This window comes from Eudoraea adriatica DSM 19308 (assembly GCF_000382125.1).
GTDB lineage: Bacteria > Bacteroidota > Bacteroidia > Flavobacteriales > Flavobacteriaceae > Eudoraea > Eudoraea adriatica.
Genome location: NZ_KB907550.1, coordinates 54002 through 79432, shown reverse-complemented (window position 1 = coordinate 79432; position 25431 = coordinate 54002). Strand labels below are relative to the sequence as shown.

At 39.8% G+C, this 25431-nt stretch carries 19 protein-coding genes and 1 pseudogene; 14 read left to right on the top strand and 6 right to left on the bottom strand.

The window, feature by feature from the left end:
• The first annotated feature begins 111 nt into the window (after positions 1 to 111).
• A complete protein-coding gene (gene fbp / locus G504_RS0112305; protein ID WP_019670487.1) occupies positions 112 to 1134 on the top strand; it encodes a class 1 fructose-bisphosphatase in 1023 nt (340 codons plus the stop codon).
• A gap of 25 nt (positions 1135 to 1159) precedes the next feature.
• On the opposite strand, the gene G504_RS0112300 is transcribed toward fbp, so the two are convergent.
• Positions 1160 to 1582 (bottom strand): tellurite resistance TerB family protein, encoded by a 423-nt coding sequence (locus tag G504_RS0112300; protein WP_019670486.1) that lies wholly within the window; start codon positions 1580 to 1582, stop codon positions 1160 to 1162.
• Between the two features lie 287 nt (positions 1583 to 1869).
• Between G504_RS0112300 and G504_RS0112295 the strand changes: the two genes are divergently transcribed.
• The 4 genes from G504_RS0112295 to G504_RS0112275 all read left to right on the top strand — a co-directional run bounded on the left by G504_RS0112295 (position 1870) and on the right by G504_RS0112275 (position 10075).
• On the top strand, positions 1870 to 4338 hold the full coding sequence (locus G504_RS0112295; RefSeq protein WP_019670485.1) for a ligase-associated DNA damage response DEXH box helicase: 2469 nt from the start codon (positions 1870 to 1872) through the stop codon (positions 4336 to 4338).
• A gap of 73 nt (positions 4339 to 4411) precedes the next feature.
• On the top strand, positions 4412 to 5044 hold the full coding sequence (pdeM, locus tag G504_RS0112290) for a ligase-associated DNA damage response endonuclease PdeM (protein WP_019670484.1): 633 nt from the start codon (positions 4412 to 4414) through the stop codon (positions 5042 to 5044).
• Between the two features lie 56 nt (positions 5045 to 5100).
• On the top strand, positions 5101 to 8460 hold the full coding sequence (mfd, locus tag G504_RS0112285) for a transcription-repair coupling factor (protein ID WP_019670483.1): 3360 nt from the start codon (positions 5101 to 5103) through the stop codon (positions 8458 to 8460).
• Positions 8461 to 8611: 151 nt separating this feature from the next.
• Positions 8612 to 10075 carry a Gfo/Idh/MocA family protein gene (locus tag G504_RS0112275; RefSeq protein WP_019670481.1) on the top strand — a complete coding sequence of 488 codons (1464 nt, stop codon included), beginning with the start codon at positions 8612 to 8614 and terminating at the stop codon, positions 10073 to 10075.
• A gap of 70 nt (positions 10076 to 10145) precedes the next feature.
• Here the strand turns inward: G504_RS0112275 and G504_RS0112270 are convergent, their stop codons facing one another.
• The 3 genes and pseudogenes from G504_RS0112270 to G504_RS0112250 form a co-directional block, all read right to left on the bottom strand.
• On the bottom strand, positions 10146 to 11222 hold the full coding sequence (locus G504_RS0112270) for a PCMD domain-containing protein (protein WP_019670480.1): 1077 nt from the start codon (positions 11220 to 11222) through the stop codon (positions 10146 to 10148).
• Positions 11215 to 12003, bottom strand: a complete 789-nt coding sequence (locus tag G504_RS0112265; RefSeq protein ID WP_019670479.1) for a hypothetical protein — start codon at positions 12001 to 12003, stop codon at positions 11215 to 11217. The genes G504_RS0112270 and G504_RS0112265 overlap by 8 nt, the downstream gene beginning before the upstream one ends.
• Positions 12004 to 12437: 434 nt before the next feature.
• Positions 12438 to 13235 (bottom strand): annotated as a pseudogene (locus G504_RS0112250) (DcaP family trimeric outer membrane transporter); the annotation flags it as partial.
• 355 nt (positions 13236 to 13590) lie between these two features.
• On the opposite strand from G504_RS0112250, the gene G504_RS18655 reads away from it, so the two are divergent.
• The 4 genes from G504_RS18655 to G504_RS0112230 all read left to right on the top strand — a co-directional run bounded on the left by G504_RS18655 (position 13591) and on the right by G504_RS0112230 (position 16652).
• A complete protein-coding gene (locus G504_RS18655) occupies positions 13591 to 14409 on the top strand; it encodes a formylglycine-generating enzyme family protein (protein ID WP_019670476.1) in 819 nt (272 codons plus the stop codon).
• 158 nt (positions 14410 to 14567) lie between these two features.
• The gene (locus tag G504_RS19800; protein ID WP_019670475.1) at positions 14568 to 14744 is read left to right on the top strand and encodes a hypothetical protein; all 177 of its coding nucleotides are present in this window, start codon (positions 14568 to 14570) and stop codon (positions 14742 to 14744) included.
• Positions 14745 to 14904: 160 nt separating this feature from the next.
• Positions 14905 to 15327, top strand: coding sequence for a PH domain-containing protein (locus G504_RS0112235; RefSeq protein ID WP_019670474.1), 423 nt, complete (start codon positions 14905 to 14907; stop codon positions 15325 to 15327).
• A gap of 44 nt (positions 15328 to 15371) precedes the next feature.
• Positions 15372 to 16652, top strand: coding sequence for a serine hydrolase domain-containing protein (locus tag G504_RS0112230; protein WP_019670473.1), 1281 nt, complete (start codon positions 15372 to 15374; stop codon positions 16650 to 16652).
• Positions 16653 to 16671: 19 nt separating this feature from the next.
• On the opposite strand, the gene G504_RS0112225 is transcribed toward G504_RS0112230, so the two are convergent.
• The gene (locus G504_RS0112225) at positions 16672 to 17331 is read right to left on the bottom strand and encodes an aspartate kinase 2 (RefSeq protein ID WP_019670472.1); all 660 of its coding nucleotides are present in this window, start codon (positions 17329 to 17331) and stop codon (positions 16672 to 16674) included.
• A 51-nt stretch (positions 17332 to 17382) separates the two neighbouring features.
• A complete protein-coding gene (locus G504_RS0112220; RefSeq protein WP_019670471.1) occupies positions 17383 to 17754 on the bottom strand; it encodes a YraN family protein in 372 nt (123 codons plus the stop codon).
• Between the two features lie 177 nt (positions 17755 to 17931).
• On the opposite strand from G504_RS0112220, the gene G504_RS0112215 reads away from it, so the two are divergent.
• The 5 genes from G504_RS0112215 to G504_RS0112195 all read left to right on the top strand — a co-directional run bounded on the left by G504_RS0112215 (position 17932) and on the right by G504_RS0112195 (position 25423).
• Entirely contained in the window at positions 17932 to 19440 is a 1509-nt protein-coding gene (locus G504_RS0112215) for a DUF1800 domain-containing protein (protein ID WP_019670470.1), read from the top strand.
• Positions 19441 to 19451: 11 nt separating this feature from the next.
• Positions 19452 to 21146, top strand: coding sequence for a DUF1501 domain-containing protein (locus G504_RS0112210; protein WP_026348553.1), 1695 nt, complete (start codon positions 19452 to 19454; stop codon positions 21144 to 21146).
• A 140-nt stretch (positions 21147 to 21286) separates the two neighbouring features.
• Positions 21287 to 23386, top strand: coding sequence for a methionine--tRNA ligase (gene metG, locus G504_RS0112205; RefSeq protein ID WP_019670468.1), 2100 nt, complete (start codon positions 21287 to 21289; stop codon positions 23384 to 23386).
• Positions 23387 to 23390: 4 nt separating this feature from the next.
• Complete coding sequence (locus tag G504_RS0112200; protein ID WP_026348552.1) at positions 23391 to 24293, top strand: histone deacetylase family protein; 903 nt, start codon at positions 23391 to 23393, stop codon at positions 24291 to 24293.
• A gap of 191 nt (positions 24294 to 24484) precedes the next feature.
• Positions 24485 to 25423 carry a nucleoside hydrolase gene (locus G504_RS0112195; protein WP_157473331.1) on the top strand — a complete coding sequence of 313 codons (939 nt, stop codon included), beginning with the start codon at positions 24485 to 24487 and terminating at the stop codon, positions 25421 to 25423.
• Positions 25424 to 25431 lie beyond the last annotated feature (8 nt).

Sequence of the window (25431 nt, the reverse complement as noted above, 5' to 3'; positions counted from 1 at the left end):
TTGTTACAAATAAAACACAAAGTTATAAATTTAAAAAATTGTGAGTTTGCCTGAAGCATATAGTTTAACAAAATAACCGATATTTGTACTTAAATAAAACATCCTTCCTTCATGGATAAAAAAAATAAAACTCTTGGTGAATTTGTCATAGAAAATCAGGCTGCATTCCAATACTCTTCCGGGGAATTTTCCAGACTTATAAACGCTATCAGGCTTGCTTGCAAGGTAGTAAACCATGAAGTTAATAAGGCAGGGCTTGTGGATATCCTGGGAGCGGCCGGTGACACCAATATACAGGGCGAAAATCAGCAAAAACTTGACGTGCTTGCCAATGAAAAATTTATTCAGACCCTAAAAAACAGGGAGATAGTTTGCGGTATTGCCTCAGAGGAGGAAGACGATTTTATCAGTATTAATAGTCAGGATGAAAAGCATCAGAACAAATATGTGGTCCTTATTGATCCCCTGGATGGTTCTTCCAATATTGATGTAAACGTATCTGTTGGAACCATCTTTTCTATTTACAGAAGGATTACTCCTGTGGGCACACCAGTTACCATTGAAGATTTTCTTCAGCCCGGCATTAATCAGGTTGCGGCGGGCTATATAATCTATGGGACTTCAACCATGTTGGTATATACTACCGGACACGGTGTTAACGGTTTTACGTTAAATCCGGCTATAGGCACATTTTATCTTTCACACCCGGATATGCAGTTTCCGGAAACAGGTAAAATATATTCGGTTAACGAAGGTAATTATATTCATTTTCCTCAGGGCGTAAAGGATTATATCAAATACTGCCAGTTAGAGGAGGAAGACAGGCCATACACCTCAAGATATATTGGTTCTCTGGTTTCAGATTTTCACAGAAATATGATAAAAGGGGGTATTTATATGTATCCCAAAAGCAGCGTTGCGTCGAATGGCAAATTGCGACTGCTTTATGAATGTAATCCTATGGCTTTTATTGCAGAACAAGCAAATGGAAAAGCGAGTGACGGGTTTACAAGAATAATGGAAATTCAACCAAAAGAATTGCATGAACGAGTACCGTTCTTCTGCGGAAGCACGAAAATGGTAGAAAAGGCGGAGGAATTTATGGCCGCACAGGGAGCCAGGTCAAACGGATAAGCCTTCTGTTTTTTAATCCTTTCTGCTAGTGTTTGAGGATATAGAGATAATCCTCAAAATTAAACCTTCCACTAAATATTGCAACAGACTTTTCTATGATGCGGTTGGCTTTTTTAACCGGAAATCCCAATCCAATGGCGTATTTTTTTAGCAATGCCATTTCCTCATCATCCACTATATGATCCACATATATTAATCTAAACAGATCATATAAACGCTCCAGGCGTTCTTCCAGGCTGTTTGAAGGAGTAATGGGATATTTGTTAGACTTCTTCATCACTTCACTATATTCCTCAGAGGTAATATCGAGTTTCCGGGCAAAACGGTCTAATAAGCCCTTTTCTCTGGGATTAATCTTGCTATCAACAGCTGCAAGAGATGCTAAAGAAGCGAAATGAGCTAAATTTCGCCTGTGTTCACTATGAAAGTATAAATCTACTATGGCCATAAAACAGTACTAATTTAAGCTGTAAAGATACTTTTTTTAAAGGTCAAACTTTGAATAAATATTCAAAATATTTAACAAATTCATTCAAATTTACGATCTGTATTCCCGGCTGGTTTCAAAGAGAAAGTTGTAAATTCACAGACCTACGGGCAGGACCATTTTAATGTCAAATACCGAATCCAGGACGGCAGCAGAATACCTCTCATAAAAAATGAGGACACCCAAAAGAAAAGTATCGCATATTAGTAAATAAATATCCGCGCAAATCAAAAGACGGAGAGAAAAGAATGACAAATCAACAACTTTATAGTCTGGCAGAAGATTGGTTTAAGCATCAAAATTGGACCCCTCATTCGTTTCAGTTAAAGACCTGGTCTGCCTTTTTAGGCGGAAAGCACGGACTGCTAAATGCTCCTACCGGGAGTGGCAAAACCTATGCCCTGTGGTTTCCAATAATCTTAAACTATATTAAAAATAACCCTGAATATAAGACAAAACATAAGAAAGGTCTTAAAGCCATTTGGATTACCCCTTTACGGGCCCTGTCACAGGAAATAAGACAATCCGCTGAAAGGGTTATCCGCGATTTAGACACTCAGCTTACCGTTGGTATTCGTTCCGGGGACACCTCTGCCGCCGAAAGAGCGAAGCAAAAAAAAAGTATGCCGGACCTGCTCATTACAACTCCTGAGAGCCTGCAATTGCTTTTGGCCACAAAAGGATATGATGCCATTTTTAAAAACTGTTATGCAATAGTCGTAGATGAATGGCATGAGCTGCTGGGTACCAAGCGAGGGGTGCAGACAGAGCTTGGGTTATCAAGGCTTAAGGGAATTGCTAAAGAACTTCGTATTTGGGGTATTTCGGCCACGATAGGGAATCTTGAGCAGGCCAGAGAAGTACTGTTGGGTCCCGGATCTCCGGCCCATGAAAATTCTGTACTTATCAGGGCCAATCTTAAAAAAAAGGTCACCGTAAAGAGTATTATTCCAAAGGAGATGGAAACTTTTCCATGGCGTGGCCATTTAGGTCTTCGCTTGCTTGATGAAGTTATTCCAATAATCAACAATAGCAGAACAACTCTGCTTTTTACCAATACCAGAAGCCAATGCGAAATCTGGTTTCAAAAGATCCTGGAAAAACATCCGGAATTAGCCGGTGAAATTGCCATGCATCATGGAAGTATAAATAAAGAAACAAGACAATGGGTAGAACAGGCTATACGAAATGAAAGTCTAAAAGCAGTTGTCTGCACTTCTAGTCTTGATCTCGGCGTAGATTTTGCACCGGTGGAAACTGTAATTCAAATTGGCGGTCCCAAAGGAGTTGCCCGGTTTATGCAAAGAGCGGGAAGGAGCGGTCACAGGCCGGGTGAAGAAAGTGTTATTTATTTTCTGCCTACACACGCCATTGAACTTGTAGAGGCTTCAGCCCTGAAACAGGCCGCAGAAAAAAAAGCAGTTGAAGACAGGATCCCTTACCTTAATAGTTTTGATGTATTAATACAGTACCTGGTAACTCTTGCCATCTCAGACGGTTTTTTTCCTGACCAGATTTATCCGGAAATTAAACAAACCTTTTGCTACCAGAGTATCACGACTGATGAATGGCACTGGCTCTTAAACTTTATTGTCCTCGGCAGTCAGAGTTTGCAGTCCTATGATGAATACAAGAAAGTAGAGGTGGATGAACATGGAAAATTCAAAGTAACCAATCGCGGAGTTGCCATGAGGCACCGCTTTCAGATTGGCACAATTGTAGGCGACTCCAATATTACTGTTCGATATCAGAAGGGTGGATATATAGGAACTATTGAAGAACATTTTATTTCAAAATTAAAGCGGGGTGATGTATTTACCTTTGCAGGAAGAAACCTGGAATTTATCCGCATAAAGGAAATGCAGGCTCAGGTTCGGAATTCTTCCAAAAAATCCTCAAAAGTTCCGGCCTGGATGGGAGGTAGATTAACATTATCTGCCCAGATGTCTAAATTACTCAGAGAAGAACTTTATTCCGCACAATTGAGTGATAAAGAACAGTCTGCTGAAATCAGGGCACTTAAATCAATATTTACCCGGCAACAATCCGAGAGTATCGTTCCTAAACCCGATGAGTTTTTAATCGAAACTTTTCAAACCAGTGAAGGATACCACCATATTTTTTATCCTTTTGAGGGCAGATTTGTACATGAAGCGATGGGCAGTTTGCTGAGCTATAGAATTAGCCTGTTAGCTCCAATTACTTTTTCGCTTGCATTCAATGACTATGGTTTTGAATTGTTATCAGATAAAGAAGTAGATATGCAACAGGTTCTGGATAATGATTTATTTACAACCAGCTATTTGCTTGATGATCTTCAAAAAAGTTTAAATTCAACTGAGATGGCAAGGCGTAAATTCCGGGATATTGCGGTGATTAGCGGTATGGTTTTTACAGGATACCCGGATAAAGGAATCAAAATGAAGCATTTGCAGAGTAACTCACAGCTACTGTTCGATGTTTTCAAGGATTATGAAGCAGACAACCTTTTATATCAACAGGCCTTCAGGGAGACTTTCGAACATCAGTTGGAAGAAGGGCGCCTGCGAATTGCACTTGAACGCATTGCAGGACAAAAGATCGTATGGAGGCCTTGTACTGCTCCTACTCCTTTTTCTTTCCCTTTAATCACTGACAGATTAAGAGAAAAACTATCCAGCGAAAAACTCACAGACCGCATCAGGAGAATGACAGCCATTTTAACGAAAAGTAAATGAATATCACTTAATTTGGCAAGCCTGCTACTATTTCATTTCCTGAATAATCATTGCATTATCTATCTTTGATACGATGACACAAACCATTCAGATCCTGGGCCAGAATTTCATTTTGCATCCAAGCGGCACGCTTTATTGGAAGGAGCAGGCCACCGTACTGATAAGCGATGTTCATTTGGGTAAAATTTCGCATTTTAGAAAGTTTGGTGCTGCCGTACCTCAAAAAGCTATTTACAAAAATTTTGATTTACTGGATGCGACTATTGGATTTTTTAACCCCAAAGTGGTTTGCTTTTTAGGTGATTTGTTTCATTCTTCATTAAACCGGGAATGGGAACTCTTTGAAAAATGGATTGGGAATTCTGATTTCAAATATATATTGGTAAGGGGTAATCACGATATCATTTCTCCTCAGAGATATGAGCGAATTGGAATTCAGGTAGTCTCTGAATTAACCTCTGAAAGATTCTTACTCACGCATCATCCGGAAGAGCGAAAAGGCTATTTTAATTTTTCGGGTCACATTCATCCTGCAATTAAACTTAGGGGGAAAGGGAAACAATCACTTCGACTTCCCTGCTTTTTCAAGACACAGGATCAATTAATCCTTCCGGCATTTGGCAAATTTACAGGCACCCACACCATGAAGAAGAAGGAGACAGACGAGGTTTTTGCAATAGCCGATAATTCTATATTAAAAATTTAAGCCAATCTATTGGTCTGCCATTGATTCAGCATTTATATTTGCACAAAATTTGACGGTTGACCAAATCTTTATTGCAGCAACTGTATGCACAGTCTCCCCAACTCGGGAAACTGCAGGATTTTATTACTCAAAATCAACCAGATATTGCCTTAAATGGCCTTTGCGGATCCGCCATTTCATTCGTAACCTCAGCAATATTCAATAAAACAGACCGGCCTTTCCTGGTAGTTTTGAATGATAAAGAAGAAGCGGCATATATACTTAATGATCTGGAGCAACTTATAGGTGAAAATGACGTGCTTTTCTATCCGGGAAGTTACCGGAGACCATATCAGATCGAAGAAACCGATAATGCAAATGTCCTGCTTAGGGCAGAAGTTTTAAACCGTATAAATTCCCGGAAAAAACCTGCCATTATAGTCACATACCCCGACGCACTTTTTGAAAAGGTGGTCACCAGAAAAGAACTGACCAAAAATACCCTGAAAATTAATCGGTCTGATACGCTCTCATTAGACTTTCTTAATGAAGTGCTTTTCGAGTATCATTTTAAACGCGTGGATTTTGTTACCGAACCGGGTGAATTCTCTGTGCGTGGCGGAATACTGGATGTCTTTTCTTTCTCGCATGATGAACCATATCGAATAGAATTTTTTGGTGATGAAGTAGAGAGTATCCGGACCTTTGATGTAGAAACCCAATTATCTACTAACAAAGTTGGCCGGATCAGGATAATTCCAAATGTTGAAAATAAACACCTCGATGAAAGTCGCGAAAGCTTCCTGAAATATATAAGCGCGGATACCGTAATTTTCCTTAAAAACCCGGAATTAATTTATAGCAGGGTAGATCTGTTTTTTGAAAAAGCCAAAAAGGCTTTTGGGGAACTCAATTCGGAAATAAAACAGTCTGAACCTGCAGAATTATTTGCCAATTCTGCTTTACTGAAAAAGCAATTAGCGTCTTTTACCCAGGCCACCATAGGGGATTTTGGTTTTACCCAAAATTATAAGAATATAGATTTTAATACGACACCTCAGCCTTCCTTCAATAAGAAATTTGATTTGCTTATCGCCGATCTCAACGATAACAACCACAAAGGATATGAAAATTATATTTTCTGCTCTTCCGATGTACAAACGAAAAGATTACATGACATCTTTGATGAAGTAGACGAAAATGTTCATTATAAAACAAAAGTATTTCCATTATATCAGGGCTTTGTAGACCATGACCTGAAGGTAGCATGCTATACAGACCATCAGATTTTTGAGCGTTACCACAAATTTCATTTGCGGAACGGTTATGCCAAAAAACAGGCTATTACGTTAAAGGACCTCAACAAATTAGAAATTGGCGATTATGTAACCCACATAGACCACGGAATAGGAAAATTCGGAGGGCTTCAGAAAATTGATGTGGAAGGTAAAAAGCAGGAAGCCATCAAATTAATGTACGGGGAACGCGATATTCTGTATGTCAGTATTCATTCATTGCACAAGATCTCCAAATACAATGGAAAAGATGGGGCAGTACCCAAAATTTACAAATTGGGATCAACCGCATGGAAGAAACTCAAGCAAAAGACCAAGTCAAGGGTAAAAAAAATAGCCTTCGATCTTATAAAAGTCTATGCGAAAAGGAGGCTCGACAAAGGTTTTCAATACGCCCCGGACAGTTACCTGCAGCTGGAACTGGAAGCCTCTTTTATTTATGAAGACACACCAGATCAAAGTACTGCCACGGAGGATATCAAGAAAGACATGGAAAGTGAAAGGCCTATGGACAGGCTGGTTTGTGGCGATGTGGGATTTGGAAAAACCGAAGTCGCCATCAGGGCAGCATTTAAGGCAGCTGCAAATGGCAAACAGGTAGCGGTACTGGTGCCTACTACTATACTTGCTTTTCAACACCAAAGAACTTTCACAGAACGATTGAAAGACATGCCTGTTAAAGTGGATTATCTCAACCGTTTCAGAACAGCAAAAGAGAAACGAATAATATTGGATGAATTAAAATCGGGTAAAATTGACATTATTATTGGTACCCACCAATTGGCTAGTAAAAATGTGAAGTTTAAGGATCTGGGATTGCTAATTGTTGACGAAGAACAAAAATTCGGAGTTGCAGTAAAAGACAAATTAAAATCAATAAAAGAAAATGTAGACGTGCTTACTCTAACGGCTACGCCAATACCCAGAACACTTCAATTTAGTCTAATGGCGGCAAGGGATCTGTCCGTTATAAATACGCCACCCCCAAACAGGTACCCCATTGAAAGTCATGTAATACAATTCAGCGAAGAAACTATACGCGATGCCATTTCCTATGAAATCCAGAGAGGTGGGCAAATATTCTTTATCCACAACAGAATAGAAAATATTAAGGAAGTAGCCGGAATGATTCAGCGTTTGGTGCCGGATGCAAAAGTGGGCATTGGCCACGGGCAAATGGAAGGCAGAAAACTGGAGACTTTGATGCTGGCATTTATGAACGGGGAATTTGATGTTCTGGTCTCTACAACCATCGTGGAAAGCGGATTGGATGTGACCAATGCAAATACCATCTTTATAAATAATGCCAATAATTTTGGGTTAAGTGACCTTCATCAGATGAGGGGGCGCGTCGGCAGAAGCAACAAAAAAGCGTTCTGTTATTTTATTACCCCACCCTATGAGGTAATGACGCCCGATGCCAGGAAGCGAATCCAGGCACTGGAACAGTACACCGCATTGGGAAGTGGTTTTAACATTGCCATGAAGGACCTGGAAATTCGGGGTGCCGGAGACCTGCTGGGTGGTGAACAAAGTGGCTTTATAAATGAAATTGGTTTTGAAACTTATCAGAAGATTTTGGCGGAAGCTATTGATGAGTTAAAAGAAAATGAATTCAAGGATCTTTATGAGGAAACTGGGGGGAAGGATAAAATGTTTGTGAAGGAAACCCAGCTGGATTCAGATTTTGAATTGTTATTCCCCGACGATTATATTAACAATACCACCGAACGATTAAACCTCTATACAGAGCTAAACACCCTAAAAACTGAACAAGATCTTCAAAAATTTGATTCGCAGCTAATTGACAGGTTTGGCGCATATCCAACACAGGTGGAAGATTTGTTAAACTCGGTTCGAATCAAATGGATTGCCACAGGGATAGGTTTGGAAAAAGTAGTTTTAAAAAAAGGAAAACTAATGGGCTATTTTATCTCCGACCAGGAGTCTGCTTTTTATCAAAGCCCTGAATTCTCCAATGTTCTTTCCTATGTACAACAGCATAAGGAAAAATGCAGGCTAAAAGAAAAACAAACGCGTAACGGGCTTCGGTTACTTTTAATTTTCGATGGTATTAAATCTGTAAATAAAGCCCTGGAAGTTCTTAAACCATTGGAGAAAAAACATAAGGTCAGCATCTAATCCTATTTTTCTATTTTAAGTTAATCCGCTTTGCTTATCATTAATTGATGGTTTCCCTAAAATGTATTCCTTATCTTTAACTACATCAACACCAAAGCAGGTAAAACTAATTTGCTGCTGAAGTTTCCAGACCATTCAAAAGTAAACCATCATGAATAAAGCAAAAAGTACGCATACAAACTCGCGCAGGTCATTTATAAAAAAAGGTGCCATAGCTTCCTCTATTTTCATTGTGCCAAGACATGTGCTTGGAGGCATTGGCTATACGCCCCCAAGTGATAGATTAAATTTAGCAGCAATCGGTGCGGGAGGAAAAGGGAGAAGTGATATCCTGAATGCTTCGGTTGATGGCCGGGAAAGGGTGGTTGCACTTTGTGATGTGGATTTCTCAGGGTCTGCAGCAGCTTCTGTAAAGAAATTTCCAAAAGCAAAATTATACGAAGATTTCAGGGTAATGCTGGATAAAGAAAAGGATATTGATGCTGTAACTATCTCCACTCCAGATCATATTCATGGACCTGCTGCGGCATTTGCCATGGAAAGAGGCAAACATGTCTATGTCCAAAAACCTATGACACATAATATTAGGGAAGCAAGAATGCTAACCGAAATGGCAAGGGAAAATAAAATTGTAAGTCAGATGGGAAACCAGGGAGGGTCTAACCCTTTATTGGGAATGGTTCAAAAATGGGTAGATTCCGGAGTATTAGGGCAAATTTCGAAGGTACAGATCTGGACAAATCGCCCGGTATGGCCGCAGGGCTATGCCATGCCTGAACCAGATGAAAATATGAAGCCAAAAGACTTAAACTGGGATCTTTGGCTGGGACCTGCTGAATACAGACCATACACTCCCGATTTACACCCTTTTAACTGGAGGGGTTGGTGGGACTATGGAACGGGTGCACTGGGAGATGTAGGTTGCCATTTAATAGACATCCCATTCAGGACCCTTGGGCTCAAATACCCTACCGATGCAGAATGCAGTGTCGGGACTGTTTACTCCCAAATGTGGACCGCAGATTATCACCCGGAAGGCTGCCCTCCTTCTTCGTTTATTACACTACATTTTGATGCCACGGAAAAGAGTAAATCAGCAATTGAAATGACCTGGAGTGATGGTGGGATAAGACCCTCTCATCCCGACATAATTCCTGCAGACAGTGACATTGGAGGTCCGGGAAGTAATAATGGCGTACTGATAATAGGAGAAAACGGCATTATCTCAACGAACATAAATGACAGTTCCCCATTGACCCCCAAACTGTACCTGAATGATGGAACCACTGATTTTGGACCTGAAAAAGAAGACAAGGTTGAGCCGGAATACGGTCATCAGCGAAAATGGGTAGATGCCTGCAAGGCTGGCTTTAACAGTCCCGAACATCTTGCACTGACTTCTTCTTTTGATTATGCCGGTCCTATGACAGAAACAGTATTAATGGGTAACCTCGCTATTCGCAGTTATATGTTGCGAAAAGGAAACAACAAACAAAAAATGGAGTTTTTTGGTCGTAAAAAATTATTGTGGGATGGCGAAAACATGAAAATAACCAACCTTAAAGAGGCCAACCAATTTGTGGGAAGAACCTATAGAAAAGGATGGGAAATGTAAGATAATCTCAAAAAAAGCAAAATTCCAACTACAGGATCGACTTATTCGATTTTGGGAATATTAACAATATTTATTCATATACCATTTCCACATCATCAACAATTAAAACACTTCCAATAGCTCCCGCAAAATTAGCACCACCAAAGCTTGAGGCTCCCACAAAGGTAATATGCGTAGGTAAAACAAAGTTTGCGGAATCTCTGCTCACAAAACCATGATCTGTTGGGAAGGTGTATTCCGGAAAACTGGCATCCAGTGGGCCATAAGTAAAAGGTATTTCAAGGGTGGAAAGCTCGTTTTGAGCTGCACTGCTTCTAAACCATGCCGTGGCAAGCCTTTCAACGGTGCCTCCACTTCTTATTTCCAATAGGGCATATATGTCGCAAGCATCAGGGAATTCAAGGATATTTCCATCCTTATCTTTGTTTTCTGTTCCTGGTGTGTAAGAATATTTAACTTTTAGTGCCTGTGGACGGCCTGCAAAAGGAGTGCCGAATTCTATTGCAGCCTCCGGATTAGAGGGATCAATTTTATCTGAATTAAAAACACCGGTAAAAATAGACCCTGAAGATATTGGGGCACCAAATGCCGCTGCAATAGGACCGTTATCTAAGGTTTCCATTTTGGCTGCCAGATTATCATCACCCAAATCGATTGGAGTAGTTGCCAGTTTATTTAGTATTTGGGTTCCTGGATTTCCCGTTCCCCATATAGTGGAAGATGCATCCGCTCCGGGTTCAAAATAATTTGTGCTGGTCTGATACCATAAATTAAGCTCATAATTGTCTAGTTGCTGGTTTTCAGAGGCTATAAAGGCTTCTATTTTCCAAACGTATTTACTACCATCTTCTGCAACTAATTCAATAGTTTGAGGATTGTTTAAATCGAGAAAGTCACCAACTCCTTTATCTGAGGTAGCAAAAGAGGAAATTTCCAGTACTTCTATAGCGATGTTCGAAAGATCAACGCCAGAGGGTATTTCCACTTTTACAGCAAGACTGTCGTTATTAATCACAGCATTTTGTGCCTGGTTACTTACTTCTATATTCTTTATATTCCCGATGCTGGACAAGCCAAAATAGTCTTCACTAATACAAGAAAATACCAGCAATACGGCAGCTGTAACGATCCACTTATACTTATTCATCTTTAATCTTCTTACCTTTTTTTATGGGCTTAAAATAGTAAGCCAATCCCAACTTAAGGGATAAAATATCTATATTAAAATCTACATTGTTTCTTACGTCCTTGGATTGCTCTACTCCATTTATTTCGCTCTTTCTTACTTTTAATTCATAGCCTAATACATCTAATTGTACTTCGAGAGCAAAATTTTCTATAGCAAAGAAAGTTACACCCGGACTAATCCCCACGCGCAGATTAAAATCATCCGTATAAACCTTTTCTATTTCATCCAGATTTTTGGTATTTCTGGTCAAACTATTTCCTACGCCAACTGCCACACCCAAAATGGTAAAAAAACTAAGTCGCTCGTTTGCCGTTAAAGGAACGGTTGATCTAACATTGGGAGTTATACTATACAATCTTGAAATAGAATTAGATTGCAGGGTATCTGGCTGTCTAAAAACAGTACCTTCAAACTTCACTTCTTTATATTCAAAATCAAGCCCCACCATTGCGTAGTCTCCAGTATAAAATCCACCTTTAAAAATTAGTTGGTAACTTAAATCATTCCCTTCAATAACATTTTGAATGAGTTGATCTACATTATTGAGGCTTCTATCACTTAAAGACAATGCAAGTCCGGTATAAAAACTATGCTTTTTAAATGGTTTAAAGTCGTTGGCATAATAACTAGACATTAGCTCATAGGGGGTGGGTTTATCTGCAGGAGTTTGTTCCTTTTGAGATGCCAAAAATAAGGGAATCAAAAAAAGAATTGTAAAAATGGCTTTAAGATGCTGCATAAATTTCAGTAGATAATCTTTGATGCTTAAAGGTAAAAATTTGATCCTAAGTTCCCAGCAAAATATACAAATAAGTAAAAACCAGCTGCCGTGTTTGGAATTGAAAAATACAAAATTGCCTTTTGCCTATTATACATACAAAATGTCATTAGCAGTAAACTATTGACTCACTAGTGTTGGTTTACCATGCCCGGCCAGAGCCGAAACAAGAAACAGAGATTTATTAGAATAAGTATTCAGTAATTTAAGCAAATTAGTTGCCAGGGCAAAGGGATAACGGGAGCCACCGTAAATCATACCTGGTGGCTGGGTCCGAAATTATCAGGCGAAACTACAAAGTACAAATACTGCACTCCAGGTTTAATAGGCATTTTTCACAATTAGTGTATTTCAGATTTATAAAGTAAACTAATAACGTGATTTTATTTAAAAATCTAATTTCGCCATCGTCTGAATCCGGTTAGCGCTTCCAAAAGCTTCATTCGATGTACGTTGGCCCTCCACATATATTCAATCCCTATTGAGAAACTACGGTCGAACTTATGGATGAGATTCAAATGTCCTATCCCACCGCGTTTTAATGCAAAAGGTTCCCGGGAATCAGGGGCATCCAACCAGCCATAGGCATAATTAAAATTAGATTCCCACTTAGGGGCCCAGCGGTGTATATAACCCAGCATGGCAGATAACCCCTCAATCGACTCAAGTTCGCCATTCTGATTAAGAACTGCATCGGCATTACTTCCGGCAACTACAAAGGAAAGTTGAGGTATTTGGTCACTCGGCCCTGTAGAACCTCCGTCCCACGGCAGTTGGGCAACACTGGCGCCCAGAAATAAGACTCCGGTTTTCCATCGTTTATCTAGTCTTAATACCAAAAAAGGTAGTTGAATATTGGCCTGTCCGTCTAAGTCAAATGAATTTTCAATACCCAGAGAACTTAAGTACTCCAACCCAATGGAAAGTTTATATCCTTTATTTAATTTCTTCTGATATCTGATTTGAACAGATCTACCCCCAAAAAGCGCATCCCCCGTTGCAAAATCGATCATGAACGCCATAGATTCAAGGAACGACAGGGTTGTCCAGGTCTGACCAATAATAAAATCGCCTGCAGTAATATACGCATGCCTCAAACGGAATCTGCTGCCATCCGAAAAGAAGTCGGCCTCAACAAATGCTTGCAAGGATAGCTTTCCCTCAGCCATGCGCCTTATATCAATATTTACCCTGGTTTCCTTGGCGAAAAACGAAACTTAGCCTTCATTGCCAAAATCTGGCTGACCTTCTACAGGAATGGATGCCATTACTACTTAGTTGCCAATATAGATTCGTTTATTAAACTTTTCTTTGGGCTTTAAAGGAATGAAACCCGGTCCTACTTCCCTTTTAACCTCTATCGTCTTTCATCACTTGTTCTATCCTAATGAATTCATAGATTATAATTTTCATAGAAATGTTTCAAAAATCTTATTTTGCAGATCAAATGGTTAATGAATTGCCCTTAAATCCCAAACTATGAATAGCCGGGACAGTTAGATATAATAAGAATTCGGATTTTTAAGTAATTATGGACTATTATTAGAAATGGTAAGGAGCAGAGTCATTTTAGCACTGGTAATAATACTTTCAATAGGCAATTATAGTTGCAGTAAGAGGTCTTTAAAAACCATAAAAGAACCCGTTTTAGGCATGGAATTCATCCTTATCCCAAAAGGAAGTTATAAAATGGGCGACTTTGAGATAACTGATACAACAAAATCCGAATCACTACATGAGGTAACTATTTCAAAAGATTTTTGGATGGGAAAAACAGAAGTGACCCAAAACCAATGGCAGAAAATAATGGGAAATGAAGAAATTCATCCCGAAAAACCATCACCTTTCCGGTCTGCCAATCCGGACTACCCCGTGGTAAGTATATCCTTTTTTGACATAGAAATATTTCTTGAAAAACTGAATGAATTATCCAATGACTATCATTTTCGCCTTCCTACAGAAGCTGAATGGGAATATGCTTGCAGAGCAGGTACAACGACACCATTTTCATACGGTGCAAGTATTTCTGATTCATTGGCAAATTTTAATGCTTCAGTGCATTCTGAGTATTCCGCTTTAGGAAGTTTCCTGGAACATCCGGCAGCTGTTGGAAGTTATCCCCCAAACCAGTGGGGTTTATTTGATATGCATGGCAATGTTTGGGAATGGGTTAGCGATTGGTATGCCCCTTATTCAAATACAGTAGTAACGGACCCTAAAGGACCAATTAACGGAAAAGAAAAAATAATACGGGGAGGCAGTTGGTATTTTGGTGCCGATAATGCAAAATCGTCCCACCGAAGAAAGCATGAACCCGGATTATGGGGATTTTCAATTGGGTTCAGACTTGTCTGTGAAAAAAGATAGCCATTGGCAAATAGTATCAATAAAGCATGGACACATGGCAATGGGTCTGTTAAACTGGCTCTAAACCCCTATATTCAGGTAAAGTAACTTGCCTTAAAAGCGTAATTTTATGATATGCATAAAGCCTGAAATTATCTGTTTTACAAATTAAACAGCAAATGAAAAAAGAAAATAGCTTAGCTTTAGGAATAGCATTTGGAGTTGCCATTGGTACTGCAATAGGAGTTGCCACTGATAATTTGGGATTGTGGCTTAGTCTAGGGATAGCGATTGGTGCTGCAATGGGGACTGCACGCACACAAAAGAACAAAAAGGCCGATGATGACAAATACTGATTTGCTTCATTTCGATAATGCAGAAAAAGAAATATGTATACTATAATTGAAGATTCATTTTTAAATATCAGCAAGTAAAAAGCATAACTACTTTCTATCTGTTTAAACTAATGGGTATATTAACTCAACTTCTGCTTATACCAAGGCAAACGAAACTAAAATGAAGAAATATCCTTCAAAAATCAGCTACAGTCTTGTAATCATAATTCTGGCCATAATTATTGGAAGTGCTATTCCTTTGGTTTCACCGCCAATATGGCCGGGCTTACTGATTAACATTATGGTCCTGGTCTTTATTTCCCATCTGCTGTTGAACACCTATTATGTAATCGATGGAAATTTTTTAGTCGTCAAATCAGGCTTTGTGGTCAACAAAAAAATTGATATAAATACAATCATAATAGTATCAGAAACCAATAGCATCATAAGTGCTCCGGCTGCATCCTTTGACAGGCTGGAAATTGTTTACAAACAGCACAATAGCATTCTCATTTCACCCAGGGATAAAACTGAATTTATTGACCATATTAAACGCATTAATCCAAAAATAGAAATTCAATATAAATCAAGAAAAATATTGTAATTGTACGATGATATAAAACTTTTGTTAACTAAAACAAATCAATAATGAATAGGTTAAAGCTTTTTATTGCAGGTTTCCTGCTAATAGGTGTTGCGTGTAAAGAATCTGATAAATCTCCTGACGTATCTGAAAATGCTCCGGTTGTAATTGATAATATAGCTGTTCAAAGAATAGACTCTACCCTAAAAAGTTTTGTTGATTCCGGGAATATCGCCGGGGTTTCTGCACTCATCTTTGAAAACAATAATGAAGTTTATTATAATGCATTTGGTTATGCTGATCTTGAGAAGAAGAAACCAATGGACCGCAATACTATTGTACAGATCTTTTCCATGACAAAACCAATAACCGGCACTGCACTCATGACCCTGTATGAGGATGGTGCCTTTGCATTAGACGATCCGGTTTCAAAATACGCCCCTGAATTTGCCAATATGAAAGTCTATGAAGGGGAAGATGCCTCGGGGAATCCTATTCTTATAGATCCCAAACGCCCCATGACTATCCGTGATCTCACCCGCCACACGGCCGGATTTGGAAGGAACGCAGACATTCCCGGTCTCGGTAAAATGATAGAAGAGGCCGATGCTTTAAACAGGAATAACACCCTGGTGGAAATGGCTCAAAAAATGGGCGAAACACCGCTGTATTTTCATCCCGGGGAACAATGGGAATACGGGCCTTGTGTAGATGTCCAGGCCTTTATGGTAGAACGGATTTCCGGTCAGCCTTATGGCGAATACGTCAGGGAAAATGTATTAGATCCGCTTGGCATGGAAGAGACGCGCTATTATGTCCCGGAAGAGGATCGTGATCGCTTTTCGGCCATGTATTTCCGTAATGACCAGGGAGAACTCAACCAACTGCCCGATGAGGAGGCAAAATCTGATTATTTTAATCACTGGCCTCTAACCCGGGGAGGGTCCGGCCTTACTTCAACACTGGACAATTACATGCGTTTTGCCTTAATGATGGTTAATGAAGGCATAATAGATTCTGTAACCATTCTAAAGCCCGAAACTGTGAAACTAATGGCCACGAATCATTTGGATGAAAGTATTGAAAAACGATCCTTCCTGCCAAGCAAGGGGCAGGTAGGTTTTGGCATTGATTTCGCAGTAAGGTTGCGTCCTCCGGCATCCAGGGAAGAAAACAACGGGGTAGTTGGTGAATTCTTTTGGGACGGTGCGGCAAGTACCCTTTTTTGGATTGATCCTGTAAATAAACTTACTGCAGTTTTATTTGTGCAGCTGTTTCCCTATGACCAAATTGGCCTGCACAAAAGTTTCCGCGATGCCGTATATGGACCCTTTAAGCCTAATTAGCGTAGCTAAATATCCGTGTCTACAAAGATTTTAAATCTTTTATGGTCTTGAATGCAATGTCTACCTGGTCATCATTCACAAGGATAGTAAATTCATTGGTAGTGGATATTACTTCGTATAGTATAATTCCCTCCCAGGCCAATCGCTGAAAAATGAAATAGTAAATACCCGGAACAGAAACATTCTCTGCAGGGAGTTTTACGGTAATCGAAGACAGATTTTCAGCCTTTTGCGTACACTTTTCATCCTTAAATAACTTTTCTACTGTGCTGTCCAGACTATTGCTAACCACAATATTAAGCTCATTAACCCCTCTGGAGGAGGTGTAAAATACCTCTTTATTTTTAGTTACTTCATCCAACAGTTTTGTTTGGTTTTCCAGGATAGTATCAGATACCAGAAATGTAAAATCCGTTAGTGATGAACGTACCGTGATTTCTCCAATATTTTTAAGGACTTTTATGATTTTGTGTGTCGCCCTGAATTCAAGGTCATCCGACAGACGCTTAAGAGCCATTACTATAGCTCCATTGCGGATATCTTTTCCCAATTCTTCCTGAATGTCGGGCTTAATGATTCTGGATAGCGAAGTAAGGTTAATTATTCCCTGGGCAAGTGCACTTTGCAAAAAGGGTTTCTTTTTTATATAATGTTCTACAACGGAGGAGATGGTTTTCATATCTTAATTATTGCTCTAAAAATAACATACTGTTACAAATAAAACAAATATTTAAAAATGATAGAAAGCATCTTCAAAATGCTCGATAACAAATTTGTCGTTTTTTTTAAGGATGGTAATGATGTCAAACCTCACATCCCTGTCCAATTCATTTGTATTTATAAAGTTATCCGTAGCAGATAACAACAAACCTATTTTCTTTTTGCTTACTGTTTCAGCAATATTTTCAAAATAGGCTGAACTTCTCGATTTCACTTCAATTATTGCAATGGTATTGCCTTTTTGTGCAATAATGTCAATTTCCGCTTTTAAGTAGCGGTAATTTCGGCATAGAATAAGGTATCCTTTATTCAATAAATAAGCGGTAGCTAATTCTTCTCCTTGCTTCCCGAAATCATTATTTGCACCCATAAATATCTCCATTTCTTAAAAAATAAAGCAGTTTGTCGAAAATATCGGCAATTCAACCACAATTTCAGCTGGAAGATTGTAATTTCCCTGCAGAATAACGAAAAGGATTGAATGGCCATACTATCCATTAAGTTTAAGCGTTAAGAATTTGCCCCTAAACACATGAACGTTCTTAAAGCCTAAAAAACTATGGAATACTTCGTTAATTGTAATACCTCTACATTAGCGCCGTACACAACACCCCTGGATAAATACAGGGCGGCGCATTTGTACAGAAGACTGGGTTTTAGTGCCTCAGTTCAGACTATCAATGCTGCGGTTGGCGCCAACGCCGGCACATTGGTAAATAGTTTGATCAATGAAGCCCTTACTATGCCTCCCACTCCTGCTCCTACATGGGCAGACTGGAATAACAACAACTATCCGGCAGACGATGATCTGGCAAGACAGGTTAGACGTGCCCAAAGCGAGGAATGGAAAATAAGCTATACCAATGGTTTGTTGAACAACAATCTCAGGGATCGGTTAAGCTTTTTCTGGAGCAACCACTTTGTTACAGAGCTGGATGTTTATGATTGTAATTCCTTCCTTTATTACTATGTGAATTGCCTTCAAAGGAATGCGATAGGCAATTTCAGAACGTTTATTAGTGAAATTGGCCTTACCAATGCAATGCTTTACTATCTGGATGGCGTTTATAATAATGGTAACAATCCCAATGAAAATTATGCAAGGGAGCTGTACGAACTTTTCTCATTAGGCGAAGGAAACGGTTATACCGAAGAGGATATTATTGAAACGGCAAAAGCCCTCACGGGATATGTTGAAAGGGGTGAAATAGGCTGTGAACCGGTTCTCTTTGATCCTACAAAATTTGACGCAGGGCCAAAAACAATTTTAGGCCAGACCGGTAATTGGGGTTATGATGATGTCATAAATATCCTTTTCCAGCAACGGCCAAATGAAATAGCCGGCTTTATATGCCAAAAATTATACGAATATTTTGTTCATCCGGATTCCAGTGATGATGCAGGTAATGCACAAATGATAATTTCAGGCATGGCAAATACTTTTGTTGCCAGCAATTTTGAAATTGCTCCGGTACTTGCCCAGCTATTCTCAAGTCAGCACTTTTTTGATGATGAAGCCATAGGCGTAATCATTAAAAGTCCGTTTGATATTTACCTTAATCTGATTAATGAAACCAATTTTGCCTATGACAATGGAACTATACTCAATGTAATTGATACAAGCCGACTTTTAGGTCAGGAACTTTTTGATCCTGTGGATGTTGCCGGATGGCAAAGAAACAGGACATGGATTAATACCAACTTTATGATAGGGCGATGGCTTTCTTCCGAAGTATTTCTGGAAAGGTTCTACCAGAATAACCCCGAGCAGTTCCGCACCCTTGCTATGGATGCCGTTGGTGCCGCTGATAGCAATACCAGTAATCCTGAAACTGTGGTTAGCGCCATAGTAAATAAAATTACACCCAAAGGATTGCTTACAACCCAGGATTTTGAAAATGCAATGTCTGTTTTCAAGATCGAAGACGTGCCCGAAAATTATTACGGTTCGGATTATATTCCTGGAGGACTTGGACTATGGATGCTTTCGGTTAGCCCGGAAGTGCCTTCACAAGTATTCTTATTGCTTATGCACTTATCCAGACAACCAGAGTTTCAACTTAAATAAAACCTACGACTATGTGTAACAATCATTTACCTATCAATATAAAAAACAACAACGGGCACGACGAGGAGCACAAGTATTGGAGTCGTCGATCCTTTTTACAGGCATTGGGCATTGCCGGGTCTGGTTCAATGATGCTTGGTAGTAATATGCTGACTGCATCTGCACCGTCCCCACTGACCGCGGCTATAGCCAATGCCGATACAGATAGCATTCTGATCCTGATACGCCTGTCAGGTGGTAATGACGGACTGAGTACTGTTATTCCCATTGAACAGTACGATACGTATGCCAATGCAAGACCCAATATCTATATTCCTGAAAGTAAGATCCTTAAACTTACAGATGAGTTTGGAATACCTACGTACATGAATTCCCTGGAACCCATGTGGGGTGCCGGGCAGGTAAAAGCGGTTCATGGTGTAGGCTATGAAAATCAAAGTTTATCGCACTTTACAGGATCTGATATTTATGCCAATACCGACTTGACAACGACAGGTTTTGATGGACTTAACACCGGTTGGATGGGCCGATATTTTGAAAATATTTATCCTGATTACCTGGTTAACCCTCCGGCTGCTCCTGCCGCCATTCAAATTGGAAATTTTGGAAGTCTGGTATTCCAGGGTGAAGAAACCAACTATGCTTTTGTAACATCCAACATTGATCAATTGGAAGAAATTGCGGAAACGGGAGTTCAGTATAGCCTTGATGATAGCTTGTTTAACAACTGTATGTACGGTGATCAGCTTAAGTTCTTAAGGGGAGTGGCTAATACCACATATGAATACTCCGGACTTATTCATGAAGCCTATGAAAGAGGCCAAAATCAGGTGGAGTATCAGGACAATGGATTTGCAAGGCAATTAGCACTATTGGCCAGGCTAATTAAAGGTAATTTGGGTACAAAAGTATATATGATCTCTATGGGAGGTTTTGATACCCATGGAAATCAACCACTTGCTCATGAAAGACTGATGTCTAATTTGTCTATTGCAATCAATAACTTCTATGAGGATATCGCATTTACGCAACAGGATGAAAAGGTATTGAGTATGACGTTTTCCGAATTCGGAAGACGAATATTCGAAAACGGCTCAAACGGTACAGACCACGGTAAGGCCGCCCCTACCTTGTTTTTTGGGTCAGGGCTCAATGGCAGTGCCTTTGTAGGAGAACACCCTTCTTTGGAAAGTCCAAACGGACGCGGAAATCTTGAATATACCATGGACTTCAGGGATCTTTATGCCACAGTCCTGGCTGAATGGCTTTGCGTGCCAATACCCCTGGTAGAACAACACTTGCTGGATCATCCTTATTCCCCGGTAAACCTTGGCTTTAATTGTAGCGGTGTGGAATTTCCGGATATTGTATACAGCGACGATCCCCCGACACCCCCTATGCCTGAAGATCCGGTTGCAGAAGATCCAACTCAGGAATTACTGGAAGCAATAGTTCATAAACCATTTTATCCTACTAACAGCACACCGCATATCTATTTGGAAATGCCTTTTACTGCTCATGTTGATATTCAATTGTACAATATCCTGGGGCAAAATGTTGGAACAGTTTATAATCAGATAATGGCGGAAGGTTCTACCGAAATAAACATAAGGGAGAATTTACCATCGCATTTGTCTACTGGCAAATACATTTACAGAATACAAGTTTCAGACAAGAAAATGTCTAAATCGATAATGGTAGCATAGGCTACCCCTACTTTGCATAATTACCCCCGGACATCAGCAATCTCCTCTATAGGAATCTGGTGTTCCGGGGGTTTTCTTTTTTACGGTACTTGGTGTTTGGTCTGAAATAATAGTTATTTTTGTGCCTTAATCCATTTTTGATGTCGGAACACCTTAATAAACCTGCCAGATATACAATTACTGCAGCTTTACCTTATACTAATGGACCTATTCATATTGGGCACCTGGCAGGGGTATACGTCCCCGCAGATATCTATGCAAGATACCTTAGGTTAACAGGGAATGATGTGGCCTTTGTCTGTGGAAGTGACGAGCATGGTGTGGCAATACCAATGAAGGCTAAAAAAGAAGGGGTTTCTCCAAAAGAACTTATTGATAAATACCATGGAATTATAAAAAAATCGTTTGCAGATTTTGGAATTTCATTTGATAACTATTCCCGTACCTCGGCTCAGATTCACCATGAAACGGCCGGAGAATTTTTTAAAACCTTATACGAACAGGGCGATTTCCTGGAAGAAGAAACCGCTCAGCTTTACGATGAAGAAGCACAACAGTTTCTAGCAGACCGCTTTGTAATCGGAACCTGCCCAAAATGCGGTTACGAAGAGGCCTATGGCGATCAATGTGAAAACTGTGGTTCTTCACTTAATGCCACAGACCTGATAAATCCGAAATCAACAATCTCCGGGGCCATTCCAACCCTCAAAAATACAAAACATTGGTTCCTGCCTTTAGACAGATATGAAACATTTTTAAAAGAATGGATCATAGATGGTCATAAAAAAGATTGGAAACCCAATGTTTACGGGCAATGCAAATCATGGATAGATGATGGTCTAAAGCCAAGGGCCGTAACGCGAGATCTGGATTGGGGAATTCCTGTTCCCGTAAAAGGCGGTGAAGGGAAAGTACTTTACGTTTGGTTTGATGCCCCAATAGGATATATTTCATCTACCAAAGAATGGGCCGCCAGAACAGGCAAAGACTGGGAACTATACTGGAAGGCAAAAGACACCAAACTGGTGCACTTTATTGGCAAGGACAATATTGTTTTCCACTGTATTATTTTTCCCAGTATGCTAAAGGCCCACAAGGACTATATTCTGCCTGATAATGTCCCGGCCAATGAATTTCTTAACCTGGAGGGGAATAAATTATCTACATCTAAAAACTGGGCCGTTTGGCTTCACGAGTATTTGGAAGAATTCCCCGATATGCAGGATGTTCTGCGCTATACACTTACGGCAAATGCTCCGGAAACCAAGGACAACGACTTTACATGGAAAGATTTCCAGGCGCGCAATAACAATGAACTGGTCGCTATTTTTGGAAATTTTATAAACAGGGTTGTGGTGCTTACCAACAAATATTTCGATGGTGTGGTTCCTGAACCAAATGAATTTACACAAATTGATAAAGACACTTTAGATAATTTTAAAACATTCCCCGGGATTATTTCAGACTCCATTGAACGCTACCGCTTTCGTGAAGCAAGTCAGGAACTAATGAACCTTGCGCGCCTTGGCAATAAATATCTTGCAGACGAAGAACCGTGGAAGGTTATCAAAGAGGATAAAGAAAGGGTGCAGACTATTATGTATATAGCGCTTCAGATAGCGGCTGCACTTGCCGTTCTTGCCGAGCCTTTCCTGCCTTTTACTTCGTCTAAGCTGAAACGAATTTTAGCCGTAGAAGAAGCTTCAGCTCCTGAGAATTCAACTCTTGTTCAGCTCTCCTGGCCTGATGTATCAAAAAAAGAGAATCTTCTCCCCAATGGCCACCAAATTGGTGAGCCCGAATTGCTGTTCCGAAAAGTAGAAGACAGTGAAATAAATGCACAACTGAGTAAACTGGAAGCAACAAAAAAAGTCAACGAATCTGAAAACAAAAAGATTATGCCACAAAAAGAGACCATAAATTTCGAAGATTTTACCAAAATGGACTTGCGTGTGGGTACAATTCTGGAAGCAGAAAAAATGCCAAAAACTAAAAAGCTTATGGTTCTTAAGGTCGATACGGGAATAGATACGCGGACAATCGTTTCTGGTATTGCTGAAAGTTTTAGCCCCGAGGAAATCATAGGAAGACAAGTAACCGTCTTAGTTAATCTCGCCCCCAGGGCATTAAGAGGAGTAGAAAGTGAAGGCATGATCTTAATGACTGAAAATAAGGAAGGTAAATTAGTTTTTCTCAACTCAGATGAAAAAGGGGTTAAAAACGGAGAGACCATAAATTAAGATAGTGCTGAAGATAGCCTATCACCCCATTTACAATCATCCTTTACCGCAGGGGCATCGCTTTCCGATGATCAAATATGAGCTGTTGCCTCAACAGCTCATTTATGAAGGGACCTGTACTTCGGACAATTTTTTTGAGCCCTGCCTGCCAAACGACAAATACCTTGTTGCCGTACATGACCCGGTGTATTATTACGATCTGCTCAATCTGAAAATACCGTATAAAGAAGCACGAAAAATTGGTTTTCCGCTAAGTGAACAGTTGGTTGAACGGGAACGAATCATAGCAGACGGCACTATGAAAGCCTGCGAGTTTTCCCTTAAGAAAGGTATTGCAATGAATATTGCCGGTGGAACGCATCATGCCTTTTCCAGCAGGGGTGAAGCCTTTTGCATGCTAAATGATCAGGCTATTGGGGCCCGGTACCTTCAATCCAAAAAACTCGCGGATCAAATCTTAATTATTGATTTGGATGTACACCAGGGTAACGGTACTGCTGAGATTTTTAAAGATGATCCCTCGGTCTTTACTTTCTCCATGCACGGCGCCAATAATTATCCATTTAAAAAAGAGTCATCGGACCTGGATATCGCTTTAAAAAAGGGAACAACAGACCTGGAATACCTATCAGTTTTAAAAGATGCACTAACCAACCTTTTCAGGGAGGTCCGTCCGGAATTCGTCTTCTATCTTTGCGGTGTAGATATTCTGGAGACAGACAAATTAGGGACCCTATCCCTGTCTTTGGAAGGTTGTAAAAAGCGTGATGAATTGGTTTTGGAAAGATGCCTTCAATATCAAATACCTGTTCAGTGCAGCATGGGTGGTGGTTATTCCAGTGATATTAAAAAGATTGTGGAAGCCCATGCAAATACATTTCGATTAGCACAGCAGATGTATTTCTGAATCCTGGAAATAGATGACATAATCTTATCATTCCACTTTCAACTTATTTTGTATTTTAACCCCACAAACCAAACAGCACATATATGAAATTGAGGCTAAGTCAAATCACCAACATTACTTTCATTTTAGGCATTCTAATACTTAGCTTTTTCGGCAGCAGTTGTGTGAATAAAAAAAAAGACACAAAAACTATGGCAAAAACGAAAATTACGCCTTCTAAAATAAATGTAATTTTTGACACGGACGCCAATAACGAATTGGATGACCAGCATGCCCTGGCATATTTACTATTTAATGGCGATACTTTTAATGTTAACTCTGTTACTGTGAATGCTACATATAATGGCGGAGATATACAGGGCCATTATGATGAAGCGCTGCGGGTGATAAAATTATGTAATTTAAACCAGGAGATTCCATTGCTTAAAGGTGCTAATGGTAATTTTGCCGAAATAACGAATGCGTGGGATCCGGATAATTTTGATGGCCGGGAAGGAGTAGATGAAATCCTTGAGGCAACAGAACAAGATTCCTTAATTATTGTTGCAGTAGGCAAACTCACAAACATAGCTTTGGCTTTAAAGAAGGATCCCTCCTTTGCGGAACGAACCAAAATAGTTTGGCTTGGGTCTAACTATCCCGAACCGGGAGAATACAACCAGGACAATGATACTATAGCAATGAATTATGTGCTAAACAGCACCATACCCTTTGAAATGGTTACCGTGCGCTATGGCAAACCCTCCGGCACTGATGCCGTTAAGGTTACGAAGGAAGAAATTAATCAAAAAATGCCCGGTCTGGGTCCAATTGCCAAAGAGCCCATTATTGGCAGGCATGGTGGTTCTTTTAGTACTTTCGGAGACTATTCTGTAAGCCTGTTTGAATATATTGACTATCATGGCGATCCGCCCTCAAGACCACTTTTTGATATGGTTGCAGTAGCTATTTTAAAAAACAAAAGCTGGGGGGAGCCTAAACTAATTCCTGCTCCAATTTTTATTAATAATGAATGGATTGAACGCCCGGATAATCAGCGTAAAATTACAGTTTGGGAAAACTTCAAAAAGGAAGAAATCCTGGAAGATTTTTACAATAGCCTTAAGAACCCGGTTTTAGTTTCCAAATAAAAAAACAG